We start from the raw sequence: 15,375 nt of genomic DNA, 5'->3' as shown, positions 1-15,375 counted from the left end.
CCTATAAGCAGACCTGCCATGAGCCTGAACCGCCGCTCGAAGAACATCACCGAAGGCGTCGCCCGCGCGCCAAACCGCTCCATGTACTACGGCATGGGCTACAAGGAGGGCGACTTCGTCAAACCCATGATTGGCGTGGCCAACGGCCATTCCACCATCACGCCCTGCAACTCCGGCCTGCAAAAACTGGCCGACGCCGCCATTGAAGGCATCAAGGAAGCCGGCGGCAACGCTCAGGTCTTCGGTACGCCGACGATTTCGGACGGCATGGCCATGGGCACCGAAGGGATGAAGTACTCCCTGGTGTCGCGCGAAGTGATCTCCGACTGCGTGGAAACCTGTGTGGGCGGCCAGTGGATGGACGGCGTGATCGTCATTGGTGGCTGCGACAAGAACATGCCCGGCGGCCTGATGGGCATGCTGCGCGCCAACGTGCCCGCCATCTACGTGTACGGCGGCACCATCATGCCGGGCCACTACAAGGGCAAGGACCTGAACATCGTCAGCGTGTTCGAGGCCGTGGGCCAGTTCACCGCCGGCAAGATGAGCGAAGAAGACTTCTGCCAGATCGAAAAACGCGCCATCCCCGGCACCGGCTCCTGCGGCGGCATGTACACGGCCAACACCATGAGCTCGGCCTTCGAGGCCCTGGGCATCAGCCTGCCCTACAGCAGCACGATGGCCAACATCGAAGACGAAAAAACCGTCAACACCAAGGAAAGCGCCCGTGTGCTGGTCGAGGCCATCCGCCAGGACATCAAGCCGCGCAACATCGTCACCAAGAAGGCGATTGAAAATGCCGTGGCCGTGATCATGGCCACTGGAGGCTCGACCAACGCGGTGCTGCACTTCCTGGCCATCGCCCACGCGGCTGAAGTGGACTGGACCATCGACGACTTCGAGCGCATGCGCAAGAAAGTGCCCGTGCTGTGCGACCTCAAGCCCAGCGGCGAATTCCTGGTCATTGACCTGCACCGCGCCGGCGGCATCCCGCAAGTCATGAAGCTGTTGCTGAACGCCGGCCTGCTGCATGGCGACGTAATCACCATCACCGGCCAGACCATGGCCGAAGTGCTGGCCGACGTGCCCGACGAGCCGCGCGCCGACCAGAAGGTGATCCGCTCCATCAAAAATGCCATCTATGCCGAAGGCCATTTGGCCATCCTCAAAGGCAACTTGGCGCCCGAAGGCTGCGTGGCCAAAATCACCGGCCTGAAGAACCCGGTGATGACTGGCCCCGCCCGCGTGTTCGAAGACGAGCAATCTGGCCTGGCCGCCATCATGGCCAAGCAAATCAAGGCCGGCGACGTGATGGTGCTGCGCTACCTGGGACCCAAGGGTGGCCCGGGCATGCCTGAAATGCTGGCCCCGACGGGCGCGCTGATTGGCCAAGGCCTGGGTGAAAGCGTGGGCCTGATCACCGACGGCCGCCTCTCGGGCGGCACCTGGGGCATGGTCGTGGGCCACGTGGCGCCCGAAGCCGCTGCAGGTGGTTTGATCGCCCTGATCCAAGAGGGCGACTCGATCACCATTGACTCGCACCAGTTGCTGTTGCAGCTGAATGTGGACGACGCTGAAATCGCACGCCGCCGGGCACTGTGGAAGGCCCCTGCCCCGCGCTACACCCGTGGCGTGCTGGCCAAGTTTGCCCGCAATGCGTCGAGCGCCAGCACGGGTGCCGTGCTGGATAAATTTGAATGAACAACCCTGCCTGAATGAACAAAGCCACCTTTCGGTGGCTTTGTTCATTGGGCTTTCAGAGCGGGCCGGATCAACGTTTCTTCTTCTTGGGCCCCAGGCCCAGGGACTCCATGCTCTTCTGGCGCCGCGCCACTCGCTTGGCGTCATCCTTGTCCATGGCCTTGCGCTGGGTCATGCCGGAGGCGTCCGCCCAGGCCCACCAGGCAGCGGCCAGCACAAAAGGAAGCAACATGGCCCACCAGCGATCGGCCCAGGTCCACTCGCCGATGGGCCCAATGCCGGCAAAATTCATCAGCAGCATGACCACGCCGATCACGATAAACCACATGCGAAGCCCCTTTGAAAAATAATCCTGCTGCGGTCAACCGACACCAGGCCTGTCCGCGTTACTAAGATAGTGCTTAGACTTTACTTCACAGATTGCCCGAGGACCCTCCATGAAATTGCTCCCTTCGTTGCTGGCTGGCACTGCTCTCGCCTTGGCCGCCTTGTCGCCTGCCCTGGCTAACCAGGAACTGGCCCAGAAAAAAGCCTGCATGGCCTGCCATGGCATGGACAAAAAGATCGTTGGCCCGGCCTACCTGGATGTGGCCAAGAAATACAAAGGCCAAAAAGACGCTGAAGCTAAGCTCGTGCAAAAGGTACTCAAAGGCGGTGGCGGTGTATGGGGCACGATGGCCATGCCAGCCAATGCGCAAGTCAATGAAGCCGAAGCCAAGCAATTGGTGAAGTGGATCTTGTCGCTCAAGTAAGCCAACCGCGCCTTCCATAAAAAAAGCCCCGCATGGCGACCATGCGGGGCTTTTTGCTGGCGTATGACCGCCAGCGAGACCCTCAAAATCAATCGTTGGCGTAGATGTCCACGTCCTTGGTCTCTCGTATGAACAGCAAGCCGATCACGAAGGTGGCACTGGCGATGATGACCGGGTACCACAGGCCGTTGTAGATGTTGCCCGTTTGCGCCACGATCGCAAAAGCGGTGGTGGGCAACAAGCCGCCAAACCAGCCATTGCCGATGTGGTACGGCAAGCTCATCGAGGTGTAGCGAATGCGCGTGGGGAACATCTCGACCAGCATGGCCGCGATTGGCCCATAGACCATGGTCACGTAAATCACCAGCACAGACAGGATGGCCACGATCAAGGGCTTGTTCATCTTCTCAGGGTCGGCCTTGGGTGGGTAACCCGCCGTCTTGAGCGCCCCGCCCACCGCCTTCTTGAACTGGCCATCGATCACCTTGACGGCCGCGGCTTTGGCGCCCTTGTCAAACGCGGCCAAGGTGGCGCCAGACTCCTTAGCGTCCTTTTCAGCCGCCTTGAGCTTGTCATCAAACTCCTTGCCGCTGGCACCGGTGGCCTTCAGGTCCTCCAGCTTCTTGGCCGCAATGTCCTTGCCTTTGATCGCGGCCTCCTTCGCGGTAGCGATGTCTGACTCGGTCACCTTGGCGGGGCTGTACACGTTGATGAGCGTTTCGCCCACCTTGATCACGGCCGGGGTACCGGCAGGCGCGTCCAGGTTCTCGTAGTTCACCGAGTTGCTCGCCAGGTACTGCTTGGCGATGTCGCAGGAACTGGTGAACTTGGACGTGCCCGTCGGGTTGAACTGGAACGAGCACTCCTTGGGATCAGCGGTGACCGTCACTGGGGCTGTGGCTTGGGCCTGGGCCAACAAGGGGTTCGCGGCCTCAGTCAAAGCTTTGAACAGGGGAAAGTAGGTCAAGGCCGCGATCAGGCAACCCGCCAGGATGATGGGTTTGCGGCCAATCTTGTCGGACAGCGTGCCAAACACGACGAAGAAGGGCGTGCCAATCAGCAGCGCTATCGCGATCATGATGTTGGCCGTGGCGCCGTCCACCTTGAGCGTCTGCGTCAGGAAGAACAAGGCATAGAACTGCCCGGTGTACCAAACCACCGCCTGACCCGCGACCAGACCGAACAACGCCAGGATCACGATTTTGAGGTTGCCCCACTGCCCGAAGGATTCCGACAAAGGCGCCTTGGACGTCTTGCCTTCGGCCTTCATCTTCTGGAAAGCCGGGCTTTCGTTCATGCTCAGACGGATCCAGACGCTGACGCCCAGTAAGGCAAGCGACACCAGGAAGGGAATGCGCCAGGCCCAATCGCCGAAAGCCTCTTCGCCGAAGTAAGTGCGTGTGCCCAGGATCACCAGCAACGATAGGAACAAACCCATCGTGGCCGTGGTCTGGATCCAGGCCGTGTAGGCGCCACGCCGGCCGTGAGGCGCATGCTCGGCCACGTAGGTGGCAGCACCACCGTATTCACCACCCAGGGCCAGGCCTTGCAACAGCCGCAAGACGATCAGGATGATCGGAGCGGCCACGCCAATAGAGGCGTAATTGGGCAAAATGCCCACGATGAAGGTGGACGCGCCCATCAATAAGATGGTGACCAGGAAGGTGTACTTGCGCCCGATCATGTCGCCCAAACGGCCAAAGACCAGGGCGCCGAACGGCCGCACGATGAAGCCGGCGGCAAAGGCCAGCAGCGCGAAGATGAAGCCTGACGTAGGGTCCAGCCCGGTGAAGAACTGCTTGGCGATGATGGCCGCCAGGGAGCCGTAAAGGTAGAAGTCGTACCACTCGAAAACCGTGCCCAGACTGGAGGCAAAGATGACTTTTCTTTCCTCCTTGGTCATGGGTGGCGCGGATGCCACTGTGCTTGAAGCCATGGTTTATCTCCTCTTCTTTAGAAAATCGCAGCTCTCGTGAGCTTTGCACCCCCCAATCTAGGGGGGGTCGTGTCGATTTGTAATGAGGGGGAATGCTAGTACCGGCTTTTATTTGTGAAAAACAACACGCGTCAAGGCATCCAGTGGTCAACCGCGATTCAATTTGTTTCGGCCAACTGATCCAGGATGGCCGGGTTTTCCAAGGTGCTGGTGTCCTGGGTCACCTTCTCACCTTTGGCCACCACGCGCAACAAGCGCCGCATGATCTTGCCGGACCGGGTCTTGGGCAGGTTGTCACCAAAACGGATGTCCTTGGGCTTGGCGATGGCGCCGATCTGCTGGCCCACATGGGTGCGCAACTCGTTGGCGATCTGCTTGGCCTCGTCGCCCGTGGGACGTGTGCGCTTGAGGACCACGAAGGCGCAAATGGCCTCACCGGTCAGATCGTCCGGGCGGCCCACCACGGCCGCTTCGGCCACCAGGGGGTGTGACACCAGCGCGGACTCGATTTCCATGGTGCCCATGCGGTGGCCCGACACGTTCAACACATCGTCGATGCGGCCGGTGATGGTGAAGTAACCGGTGTCGACATCACGGATGGCACCGTCGCCAGCCAGGTAGTACTCGCCGCCGAACTCTGCAGGGAAGTAACTGGTCTTGAAGCGTTCTGGGTCGCCCCAGATGGCGCGGATCATGGATGGCCAGGGTTTGCGCACCACCAGCAAGCCGCCCTGGCCCCACGGCAATTCCTTGCCGGTTTCATCCACCACGGCCGCATCGATGCCGGGGAAAGGCAGGCTGCACGAGCCTGGGGTCAGCGCGTGGGCGCCGGGCAAAGGCGTGATCATGTGACCACCGGTTTCGGTTTGCCAGAAGGTGTCGACGATGGGGCAGCGGCCGCCACCGATCTCGCGGTGGTACCACTCCCAGGCCGCGGGGTTGATGGGCTCGCCCACCGAACCCAGAAGGCGCAGGCTGCTTAAATCGAAATTGCGCGGATGCACGGCGGGCGTGGTTTCTGCCGCCTTGATGAGGGCGCGGATGGCCGTGGGTGCGGTGTAGAACACCGTGACCTTGTGCGCCTCGATCATGCGCCAGAAGCGCGCTGCGTCCGGGTAGGTGGGCACGCCTTCAAAGACTATTTGCGTGGCGGCGATGGCCAAGGGACCGTAGGTGACGTAGGTGTGGCCCGTGACCCAGCCGATGTCGGCGGTGCACCAGAACACATCTTCGGGTTTGATGTCGAAGGTCCACTTGGTGGTCAGGGCAGCGTGCAGCAGATAACCGCCGCTAGCGTGCTGCACGCCCTTGGGCTTGCCGGTGGAGCCCGAGGTGTAGAGCAAGAACAGGGGATGCTCGGCGCCGACCCATTCGGGCTCGCAAGTGGTGGGTTGCGCGGCCACGACTTCGTGCAGCCACAGGTCACGTCCGGCCTGAAAAGCCACCTTGCCACCCGTGCGTTGGTAGACGATGACCTGGCGAACGCTGGCGCTGCCTTCCATGGCCAAGGCTTCATCAACGATGGCCTTGAGCGGCAGGCTTTTGCCACCGCGCATTTGCTCGTCGGCCGTGATGACGAGCACGGCGCCTGCACCTTCAATGCGGTCGCGCAGGCTTTGCGCCGAGAAGCCACCAAACACCACCGAGTGTGTGGCGCCGATGCGCGCGCAGGCCTGCATGGCCACCACGCCTTCGACCGACATGGGCAGGTAGATGACGACGCGGTCGCCCTTTTGGACGCCTTGCGCCTTCAGCACATTGGCCAGGCGGCAGACGCGCTCCAGCAACTCGCTGTAGGTGACGCGGGCGACCTTGCCATCGTCGGACTCAAAAATGATGGCGACCTTGCTGCCCAGGCCGGCCTCGACGTGGCGGTCCAGGCAGTTGTAGGAGACGTTCAGCAGGCCGTCGTCAAACCACTTGTAGAAGGGGGCCTGGCTGTCGTCCAGCGCTTGTGTGAAGGGCTTTTTCCAGGAGAGAAATTCGCGGGCCAACCGGGCCCAGTAGCCAGCGTGGTCGGCGTTCGCCTCGGCGCACAACTGGTCATAGGCCTCGCGGCTGCCGATGTGCGCGCTTTGGGCAAATGCGGGCGGCACCGGGTAGTGGCTGGGGGTGGTGGAGGTGTTGTTAGCTGCTGTCGTCATGGCATTGCTCCGAAGTGTCCACATGCATACTTTGAGACCTTACCAGAACAAAACCACGCGCGTACCTCTAGAATTTAGGGCTTTGGACTATCCCTTAAGGCCTTCATGAGTCAGTCGCCCAACAAGAACAAAATGCGCCATTTGCCCAACTGGATATTTGCCAGCCGCTGGCTGCAGCTGCCGCTTTACTTGGGCCTGATCCTGGCGCAAGGCGTGTACGTGGTGCACTTCTGGGTGGAGCTGGTGCACCTGGTGCAGGCCGCTTTTGGCAATCAGGAAGCCCTGCAGATCATTTTTGCCGCCACCGGCCAGCAGGCCGTTGCCGTGCCCACGCACCTGACGGAGACCACCATCATGCTGGTGGTGCTGGGCCTGATCGACGTGGTGATGATCTCCAATCTGCTGATCATGGTGATCATTGGCGGATACGAGACTTTCGTGTCACGCATGAACCTTGAAAACCACCCCGACCAGCCTGAATGGCTGAGCCATGTGAATGCGTCGGTGCTGAAGGTGAAATTGGCCACGGCGATCATCGGAATTTCATCGATCCACCTGCTCAAAACCTTCATCAACGCTGAGAACTATTCAGAAAAGGCGCTGATATCCCAGACGGTGATTCACATCGTGTTTTTGTTGTCGGCGTTGGCCATTGCCGCCACGGATCGCTTGCTGAGCAAGCCGGACAATCACTGAGATGGCTCGCCATTGACAGCGATTGAGAACAGTTCTTGATTGGCTCGTGAGAATGCCGCAGGCAGCTGAGTTTGCCCGGCGGCAGCACGGATCAAACGGTAAAATCGTGGGATTCCCTGTCTGCCAAGAATCGGCCCCATCATGACCACCATTCACCACGACGATCTCGTTGAAAGCGTCGCCGCCGCCCTGCAGTACATCAGCTACTACCACCCGGCCGACTACATTGCCCACTTGGCCCGCGCCTACGAGCGCGAACAAAGCGTCGCCGCGAAGGACGCGATCGCGCAGATCCTGACCAACAGCCGCATGTGCGCCGAGGGCAAGCGCCCCATCTGCCAGGACACCGGCATCATCAACGTCTTTCTGAAGATCGGGATGGACGTGAAGTGGGAAGGCTTCGGCAAAGGCAGCATCGCCGACGCGATCAATGCGGGCGTGCGCAAGGGCTACCTGAACCCCGACAACGTGCTGCGCGCCTCGGTGCTGGACGACCCGATCTTCGCTCGCAAGAACACCAAGGACAACACCCCCGCCGTGATCTTCATGGAGGTGGTGCCGGGCAACATGGTGGACGTGACCGTGGCTGCCAAGGGTGGTGGCTCCGAGAACAAAAGCAAAATGATCATGATGAACCCGGGCGACAACATCGTCGACTGGGTACTCAAGACGGTGCCGACCATGGGCGCGGGCTGGTGCCCCCCGGGCATGCTGGGTTTGGGCGTGGGCGGCACGGCCGAGAAAGCCGTGTTGCTGGCCAAAGAATCGTTGATGGACGACATCGACATGCACGACCTGCTGGAGCGCGGCCCCAAGGACAAGCTGGAAGAGATGCGCATCGAGCTGTATGAAAAGGTCAACGCCCTGGGCATTGGCGCGCAAGGCCTGGGTGGCCTGACCACCGTGCTCGACGTCAAGATCAAGACCTACCCCACGCACGCGGCCTCCAAGCCCGTGGCCATGATCCCCAACTGCGCAGCCACCCGCCACGCGCACTTTGTGCTGGATGGCAGCGGCCCGTCTTACCTGACGCCGCCCAGCCTCGACCTGTGGCCCAACGTGCACTGGGCGCCCGACTACAACAAGAGCAAGCGCGTTGACCTGAACACGCTGACCAAGGCCGAAGTGGCCTCCTGGAAGCCGGGTGACACCTTGCTGCTGAACGGCAAGATGCTGACCGGTCGCGACGCGGCGCACAAGCGCATCCAGGACATGCTGGCCAAGGGCGAGTCGCTGCCGGTTGATTTCACCAACCGCGTCATCTATTACGTGGGTCCGGTTGATCCGGTGCGCGATGAAGCGGTTGGCCCCGCCGGCCCGACCACGGCCACGCGCATGGACGGCTTCACCGACATGATGCTGTCCCAGACCGGCCTGATCGCGATGATCGGCAAGGCCGAGCGTGGCCCCGTCGCCATCGAATCGATCAAGAACCACAAATCGGCCTACCTGATGGCCGTGGGCGGCGCCGCCTACTTGGTGTCCAAGGCCATCAAGACCGCCCAAGTCGTGGGCTTTGCCGACCTGGGCATGGAAGCCATCTACGAGTTCGACGTGACCGACATGCCGGTGACGGTGGCGGTGGATTCGGGCGGCACCAGCGTCCACATCACCGGCCCCAAGGCATGGCAGGCCAAGATCGCCAACATCCCCGTCAACGTGGCCTGATGCGGCAGCCCTCACGCTGATCACCGCCCCGGCAAGCGTTCGTGGCCCCATGAAGAACCCGCACGTCAACCCGGCCGAGTCGGTGCAGATCTTCAAGGACCTGGGGTGCAAACGGGCGATGGCGGTGCACTGGGGCACCTTTCAATTGACGGACGAGGCGCTGGCCATTGGTCAAACCTGGCGCTGGCCGGTGCGAGTCGATTCGAGTTGAAGGCGCTCGCAAAAAAAAAGCCACCCGAAGGTGGCTTTCAGATGACGCAGGATGGTCAGGTCAGCCTTGGCGGCGCCGACGCATCATCAAACCAGCGGTCATCAAGCCGACAGCGGCCAATGCCAGGCCGTTTGCTTCCGGAACAGCAGAGGGCAAAACGGCGGCCCGAAGCAAGCCAGTCGACGCACTGCCATTGACGGAAACACCCAGGTTAAAATTGGCCAGCTGTTCGGTGTCCGAAATGTTGGTGAACACCGCATAGAACTTGCCGCTCTGCTCAAGCGTCTGATCCGACTTCGGCACGGTGATGTTTTCGTAGATGGGGTGGTTGTACCAATCCGGCTGACTCCAGTCGTAACCCCGGTAGCTTTGGTAGGTGTATTCACCGCGGGCCGCGGCGCTGAGACTCAAGTTGTTGGTTGAAGAGCCCGAGGTGGAACCCGCCTGTCCTGCCACGCTGTAGGACAGGTTCATGAAAGCGGAAGCACTGGCTTGCTCCGTGGAGCCGCAGTAGTAGTAGTTGCCGCAAGCCTGTCCGTTGGAGGCGGCGGCCTGAACCAAAGCATCGGCGGTCACGATCAACACGGAGTGGGCCGACAACGTTAGCGTGCCGTTGTAGTAGTAAGGCCAGCTGTTGTTGCTGTTGCTCTGAAGGGAGCCGCTGAACGAGGTTTGAGCGCCATTGGCAGAGCCGGACACAGTCATGCCGCTCGCCAACAGGGAAGCCTGGGCTTGGCTCACATCAACATCCGCGCTGGTGTTCTTGCTGAACGTGAACAAGCCAGTGCTTCGGCTGTACGAATGGCTTTCAGTGCTGCCGGTGCTGCCATCGGAAGCTGAAACGGACAGGTTGATGCCGAGGTTGGTCGTCTTGTAGTAGTTCGCCACGCCATCAGCGGGCATCAGGTCAAAAATCTGGAACTGCAAGTTCTGGATGGAGGCTGACGCCGAGGACGCCGCGAAAGACGTGGTAGCGGACAAGGCAAGCGCGCAAGCGACTGCCGTCATTGAAAGACGGTTCATGAAATCTCCCTGAAGGAATGCAAAAAAGACAAACATCTGCGCTGAAGCTCAGCAATGTATTTTTACAATGTTTTCAGGTCGCGACACCCCCTTGATTAAGGGGGTGCTCAACTAAATCAATGCACCACGCGCCCGAACTGAAACCCGCCTTCGTCGGTCACATCCACCGGGATCACGTCCTTGGGACCGAACTTGCCCTGCAGGATCAGCTTGGCCACCGGGTTCTCGATCTGCTGCTGAATCGCCCGCTTCAAAGGCCTTGCACCAAAGGCCGGATCGAAGCCCACCTTGGCCAGCTCGGCCAGCGCCGCCTCCGACACGTCCAGCTTCATGTCCATCTTGGCCAGCCGCGATTCCAGCCCCTTGAGCTGGATGCGCGCGATGGACGCGATGTTGGCGCGGTCCAGCGCGTGGAACACCACCACCTCATCGATGCGGTTCAAGAACTCCGGGCGAAAGTGCTGCTTGACCTCGACCCACACGGCCGCCTTGATGTCCTCTGACGGCTCGCCGACCATCTGCATGATCTGGTGCGAGCCGAGATTCGACGTCATCACGATCACCGTGTTCTTGAAGTCCACCGTGCGGCCCTGGCCATCGGTCAGGCGGCCATCGTCCAGCACCTGCAACAGCACATTGAACACGTCCGGGTGGGCCTTCTCGACCTCGTCCAGCAGCACCACGCTGTAGGGCTTGCGGCGCACAGCTTCGGTCAGCGTGCCGCCTTCTTCGTAGCCCACGTAGCCCGGAGGCGCGCCGATCAGGCGGCTCACCGAATGCTTCTCCATGAACTCGCTCATGTCGATGCGGATCAGATGGTCCTCGCTGTCGAACAGGAAGCCGGCCAGCGCTTTGCACAGCTCGGTCTTGCCCACGCCGGTGGGGCCCAGGAACAAGAAGGAGCCATAGGGACGGTTCGGGTCGGACAAGCCTGCCCGCGAGCGGCGGATGGCGTCACTCACCGCCACGATGGCCTCTTGCTGGCCCACCACGCGGTCATGCAGCTTGTCTTCCATGGCGAGCAGCTTGTCGCGCTCGCCCTGCATCAGCTTGGACACGGGGATGCCCGTGGCGCGCGCCACCACTTCGGCGATCTCTTCGGCCCCAACCTGCGTGCGCAGCAAGGTTGGGCGCGTGCCATCCTTGCCCTTGGCGGTTTCCTTGTCCTGTGCTTCCTTCAAGCGTTTTTCAAGTTCGGGCAGCTTGCCGTATTGCAGCTCGGCCACTTTGTTGAAATCGCCCTTGCGCTTGAACTCCTCGATCTGAAAGCGGATGCGGTCGATCTCTTCCTTGACGTGCGCAGAGCCCTGGGCCTGGGCCTTCTCGGCCTGCCAGATCTCTTCCATGTCCGCGACTTCGCGCTCCAGCTTGACGATCTCTTCTTCGATCAGGCCCATGCGGCGCACCGACGCCTCGTCCTTCTCGCGGCGCACGGCTTCGCGTTCGATCTTGAGCTGGATGACGCGGCGGTCCAGCCGGTCCAGCGCCTCAGGCTTGGAATCGATCTCGATCTTGATCTTGGCCGCCGCCTCGTCGATCAAGTCGATCGCTTTGTCGGGCAGGAAGCGGTCGGTGATGTAACGGTTGGACAGCTCGGCCGCGGCCACGATGGCCGGATCGGTGATCTCCACGCCATGGTGCACTTCGTACTTCTCTTGCAGGCCGCGCAGGATGGCGATGGTCGCCTCCACGGTGGGCTCGCCCACGAGGATCTTCTGGAAGCGGCGCTCCAGCGCGGCATCTTTCTCGATGTACTTGCGGTATTCGTTCAGCGTGGTCGCACCGATGCAATGCAGCTCGCCGCGTGCCAGGGCGGGCTTGAGCATGTTGCCCGCGTCCATGGCGCCTTCGGCCTTGCCCGCGCCCACCATGGTGTGCAGCTCATCAATGAAGATGATGGTTTGGCCTTCGTCCTTGGCCACTTCTTTCAGCACGCCCTTGAGGCGTTCCTCGAAGTCGCCCCGGTACTTGGCGCCGGCCAGCAACAAGGCCATGTCCAGCACCAGCACGCGCTTGTTCTTGAGCGAGTCGGGCACTTCGCCCGCCACGATGCGCTGCGCCAGCCCCTCGACGATGGCGGTCTTGCCCACGCCAGGCTCGCCAATCAGCACGGGGTTGTTCTTGGAGCGGCGTTGCAGCACCTGGATGGTTCGGCGGATTTCTTCATCGCGGCCAATCACCGGATCGAGCTTGCCTTGGCGGGCGCGTTCGGTCAGGTCCAGCGTGTACTTCTTCAGCGATTCACGCTGGCCTTCGGCTTCGGGGTTGTCGACCTTCTGGTCGCCACGCACGGCCTGCACGGCCGCGTCCAGCGTCTTGCGGTTCAGGCCAAAGTCGCGCGCCACCGAGGCCGTGTCGCCTTTGTGCTCGGCCAGGGCCAGCAAAAACATCTCGCTGGCGATGTAGGGGTCGCCGCGCTTGTGGGCTTCTTTTTCTGCGCCCTGCAACAGGCTGACCGTGTCGCGGCCGGCTTGCACCTGCTCGCCACCCTGCACTTGTGGCAACTTGGCAATTTGCTTTTCAAGGGCCGTGAGCAGGCCCGGGACGTTGACGCTGGCGCGCTCCAGCAAGGCCCGGGGGCCGTCGTCCTGCCGGATCATGGCCAGCAGCAAGTGCGCCGGTTCGATGTAGGGGTTCTCACGGGTGACGGCCAGGCTCTGGGCGTCGGTCAGCGCTTCTTGGAATTTGGTGGTGAGCTTGTCAAGTCGCATGGGGCAATCCTTTGGGGCCCGTCATGGATAGGCCGATTGCTCACGCAGATGGGGCGCCCTGACCCCATTTCAAGGTCTGAACGCCATCTCAACCTTGATGCAGATCAACAATCGTTGTCGCCAAAAACCACGCGATTGCGGCCGTTTTGCTTGGCCTCGAACAGGCGCACATCGGCGCGCGACAGGTCTTCTTCCAGCGAGCTGTTGGGGCAGTGAAAGCTCACCCCGATGCTGATGGTGACCCGGATCGGTCCCACCTTGGTTTCGCAAGGGGTCGATTCGATGGCATGGCGCAGGCGCTCGGCCACGCCATGGGCCTCCTGCATGGTGTGCACGGGCAGCAAGATGGTGAACTCTTCACCGCCATAGCGGGCCAGCAAGGCGTCTTCGCGCAGGCGTTCGCGCACCACGTGGGTGATGTGCTTTAGCACATCGTCGCCGATCAAGTGACCATATCGGTCGTTCACCGCTTTAAAGAAGTCAACGTCCAGCATGAGCACCGCCACCAGGCTGGGTTGGTGCTCCTGCATCGCCAGCATGCGTTCGCCCAATTCGCGCAAGCCCCGGCGCGACAAGGCGCCCGTCAACTCGTCAGACAAGGCGCGCGCGCGCAGTTGCTGGTTCAAGCGGTCGTTGATGATGGCGAACACGACCGAAGCGACCGCCAGGGGCAGCAGCGCAAAACTGATGCCGCTGATCGGCAACAACCATTGGGGGCTGTGCAGCCAATGCGGTGGATAAGGCCCCGGCACGGTCAGCACATTGGCCAGGAAGAAGACCCAGTGCAGGGCAAAGCCGCCGGCCACAAGCAACAAGGTCAACTCGCTGGCATTGACACGCGCGCTGCGCAAAATCAGCCAGCCCTGGTCAAGCGCCATGCCCAGGCTCACCACGGTGAAGCCAATGCCAACCGCCCGCACATAGACTTCATCGCTGCCAAAGGCAAAGCCCCACAGGCCCGCGCCCACGGCCACGGTGATGAATGTGCCCAGCCAGGGTGGCGTGCGGCGTCCGTTCAGTTGCCTGAAGGCCCAGGCCAGCAAGGTCACGCCCATGCCCGCAAAACCGATGGCGGCCTTGGTCACCCAAGGGATCAAATCTGGCGGGGCGAAGATGACTCCCCCCAAAGCAGCCAGGCAGATGAAGGCGCAGCGGTACAAGAACAGCGCGTAGGACACGCGCGGCTGCTCGGTCTGAATGAGCGAGATCAGGCCCAGCCCCACCAGGGAACCGACACCCGCCACCGCATAGCAACTGAAGATATCTACAGAGAACATTCGCCCAGCTCGAAAGCAGTCAGATCAGACCTTATCGGCAGTTTGGGCGCTGCCCTTCAATGCCAAATGGTGAAAAGAAGGGGAAATACCAGCCGGGGCGTTGACCGACCGTTAAGCGAGGTACCAGCGCATGGCGCGCGCACCCACGGCGGCACAGGCCAGGGCGCCCAGCACGTGGGCGGTGGTGTGGAATGCCGCCAGGTCAAAGCGCCCTTTTTCCAGCAACGACAGCGATTCTGCGGAAAAAGTCGAGAACGTTGTCAAACCACCGAGAAAACCCGTCACCAGCAACAAGCGCAGGGGCTCATTGGGGTAACGGCCAAAGGCGACTAAGGCCATGCCCGCCAGCAAGCCGCCGACGGCGTTGACCGCCAGCGTCCCGATCGGAAAGCCCGCCCACCCCGAATTGAGCCACAAACCGGCGCCCCAACGCAGCAAGGCACCCAACACGGCGCCCGTGGCCACGGCGGCACCTAACATCCATTGGCTCATGGCAGGGCTCCCCAGCGCGCCAGCGCTTCGTCGTCGCTGACCTTGGCCTCAACCCAGCGCGAACCTGTGGCGGAGATTTCCTTTTTCCAGAAGGGCGCCTGGGTCTTGAGCCAGTCCATCAGGAATTCGCACGCGGCGAAAGCCTGGCCCCGGTGGCTGGAGGCCGTCAACACCAGCACGATCTGCTCGCCCACGGCCAAGCGCCCCACCCGGTGAATGACGCGCACGCCGCGCAGGTCAAACCGGCGCTGGGCTTCATCGATCATGGCGTCGATGGCGGATTCGGTCATGCCGGGGTAGTGCTCCAACTCCAGGCAGGCCTGCGGATCGGCAGCGGCGCCATCGGCCGACAACAGCCATTCACGCACGGTGCCCACGAAGCTCACCACCGCGCCAATCTGGCCGTCCTGGCTGCGCAGCAGGGCCACTTCGCTCGACAAGTCGAAATCGCCCGCCTGTATTGACACGCGCGCCGCGGCCATGGTCATCAGCCCCCCGTCACGGGTGGGAAGAACGCGATTTCCGCGCCGCCCGGCAAAGGCTCCTGGGCCGAGCACATCAACTGATTGCAGGCCGCGCGCAGTGGCAAGCTGGCGTCCAGCGCCTGGGCATGTTGGGGCGAGCGACCGATCAGCCATTGCCTTAGTTCACCCACGGTTGCAGGCACATCGGTAGCGTCGGCCAGCCAATGCAGGTCTTCACCCGGGCCCAGCAGCTCTCTGACCTGGGCGAAATAGCGCACGGTGATTTTCATCGCGGCAGCC

The 15,375-nt window shown here is 61.8% G+C and carries 14 protein-coding genes; 5 read left to right on the top strand and 9 right to left on the bottom strand.

The genetic code is table 11. The annotated features are described in order from the left end of the window. Positions 1 to 18 precede the first annotated feature (18 nt). Positions 19 to 1,701, top strand: coding sequence for a dihydroxy-acid dehydratase (gene ilvD, locus H7225_RS13680; protein ID WP_290662720.1), 1,683 nt, complete (start codon positions 19 to 21; stop codon positions 1,699 to 1,701). 70 nt (positions 1,702 to 1,771) lie between these two features. Here ilvD and H7225_RS13675 read toward each other — a convergent pair whose 3' ends face one another. Further along, a complete protein-coding gene (locus tag H7225_RS13675) occupies positions 1,772 to 2,029 on the bottom strand; it encodes a TIGR04438 family Trp-rich protein (RefSeq protein ID WP_290662716.1) in 258 nt (85 codons plus the stop codon). Positions 2,030 to 2,138: 109 nt separating this feature from the next. On the opposite strand from H7225_RS13675, the gene H7225_RS13670 reads away from it, so the two are divergent. Further along, positions 2,139 to 2,453, top strand: a complete 315-nt coding sequence (locus tag H7225_RS13670) for a c-type cytochrome (RefSeq protein ID WP_290662714.1) — start codon at positions 2,139 to 2,141, stop codon at positions 2,451 to 2,453. An 88-nt stretch (positions 2,454 to 2,541) separates the two neighbouring features. Here the strand turns inward: H7225_RS13670 and H7225_RS13665 are convergent, their stop codons facing one another. Together H7225_RS13665 and acs are read right to left on the bottom strand one after the other, a co-directional pair. After that, the gene (locus tag H7225_RS13665; protein ID WP_290662712.1) at positions 2,542 to 4,389 is read right to left on the bottom strand and encodes an MFS transporter; all 1,848 of its coding nucleotides are present in this window, start codon (positions 4,387 to 4,389) and stop codon (positions 2,542 to 2,544) included. Between the two features lie 158 nt (positions 4,390 to 4,547). Further along, a complete protein-coding gene (gene acs / locus H7225_RS13660) occupies positions 4,548 to 6,533 on the bottom strand; it encodes an acetate--CoA ligase (protein ID WP_290662710.1) in 1,986 nt (661 codons plus the stop codon). A 105-nt stretch (positions 6,534 to 6,638) separates the two neighbouring features. Between acs and H7225_RS13655 the strand changes: the two genes are divergently transcribed. The 3 genes from H7225_RS13655 (at position 6,639) to H7225_RS13645 (ending at position 9,108) form a co-directional block, all read left to right on the top strand. Next, a complete protein-coding gene (locus H7225_RS13655) occupies positions 6,639 to 7,229 on the top strand; it encodes a TIGR00645 family protein (RefSeq protein WP_290662708.1) in 591 nt (196 codons plus the stop codon). A gap of 141 nt (positions 7,230 to 7,370) precedes the next feature. After that, positions 7,371 to 8,897 carry a fumarate hydratase gene (locus H7225_RS13650; protein WP_290662707.1) on the top strand — a complete coding sequence of 509 codons (1,527 nt, stop codon included), beginning with the start codon at positions 7,371 to 7,373 and terminating at the stop codon, positions 8,895 to 8,897. Between the two features lie 49 nt (positions 8,898 to 8,946). After that, positions 8,947 to 9,108, top strand: coding sequence for a hypothetical protein (locus H7225_RS13645; RefSeq protein ID WP_290662705.1), 162 nt, complete (start codon positions 8,947 to 8,949; stop codon positions 9,106 to 9,108). A gap of 60 nt (positions 9,109 to 9,168) precedes the next feature. Here the strand turns inward: H7225_RS13645 and H7225_RS13640 are convergent, their stop codons facing one another. The 6 genes from H7225_RS13640 to H7225_RS13615 all read right to left on the bottom strand — a co-directional run bounded on the left by H7225_RS13640 (position 9,169) and on the right by H7225_RS13615 (position 15,365). Then, on the bottom strand, positions 9,169 to 10,131 hold the full coding sequence (locus H7225_RS13640) for a hypothetical protein (RefSeq protein WP_290662703.1): 963 nt from the start codon (positions 10,129 to 10,131) through the stop codon (positions 9,169 to 9,171). Positions 10,132 to 10,247: 116 nt separating this feature from the next. Next, entirely contained in the window at positions 10,248 to 12,842 is a 2,595-nt protein-coding gene (clpB, locus tag H7225_RS13635) for an ATP-dependent chaperone ClpB (RefSeq protein ID WP_290662701.1), read from the bottom strand. Positions 12,843 to 12,946: 104 nt separating this feature from the next. Next, positions 12,947 to 14,119 (bottom strand): GGDEF domain-containing protein, encoded by a 1,173-nt coding sequence (locus tag H7225_RS13630; protein ID WP_290662699.1) that lies wholly within the window; start codon positions 14,117 to 14,119, stop codon positions 12,947 to 12,949. Between the two features lie 111 nt (positions 14,120 to 14,230). Then, positions 14,231 to 14,611: a CrcB family protein gene (locus tag H7225_RS13625; RefSeq protein ID WP_290662697.1), complete on the bottom strand. Its 381-nt coding sequence runs from the start codon at positions 14,609 to 14,611 to the stop codon at positions 14,231 to 14,233. Next, positions 14,608 to 15,093 carry a molybdenum cofactor biosynthesis protein MoaE gene (locus H7225_RS13620; RefSeq protein ID WP_290662718.1) on the bottom strand — a complete coding sequence of 162 codons (486 nt, stop codon included), beginning with the start codon at positions 15,091 to 15,093 and terminating at the stop codon, positions 14,608 to 14,610. The genes H7225_RS13625 and H7225_RS13620 overlap by 4 nt, the downstream gene beginning before the upstream one ends. 5 nt (positions 15,094 to 15,098) lie before the next feature. Then, on the bottom strand, positions 15,099 to 15,365 hold the full coding sequence (locus H7225_RS13615; RefSeq protein ID WP_290662695.1) for a MoaD/ThiS family protein: 267 nt from the start codon (positions 15,363 to 15,365) through the stop codon (positions 15,099 to 15,101). Positions 15,366 to 15,375: the final 10 nt, after the last annotated feature.

The organism is Aquabacterium sp. (assembly GCF_014378415.1).
Lineage (GTDB): Bacteria > Pseudomonadota > Gammaproteobacteria > Burkholderiales > Burkholderiaceae_C > Aquabacterium.
The sequence above is the reverse complement of the archived record's forward strand: the minus strand, read 5'-3'. Positions and strand labels throughout refer to the sequence as shown.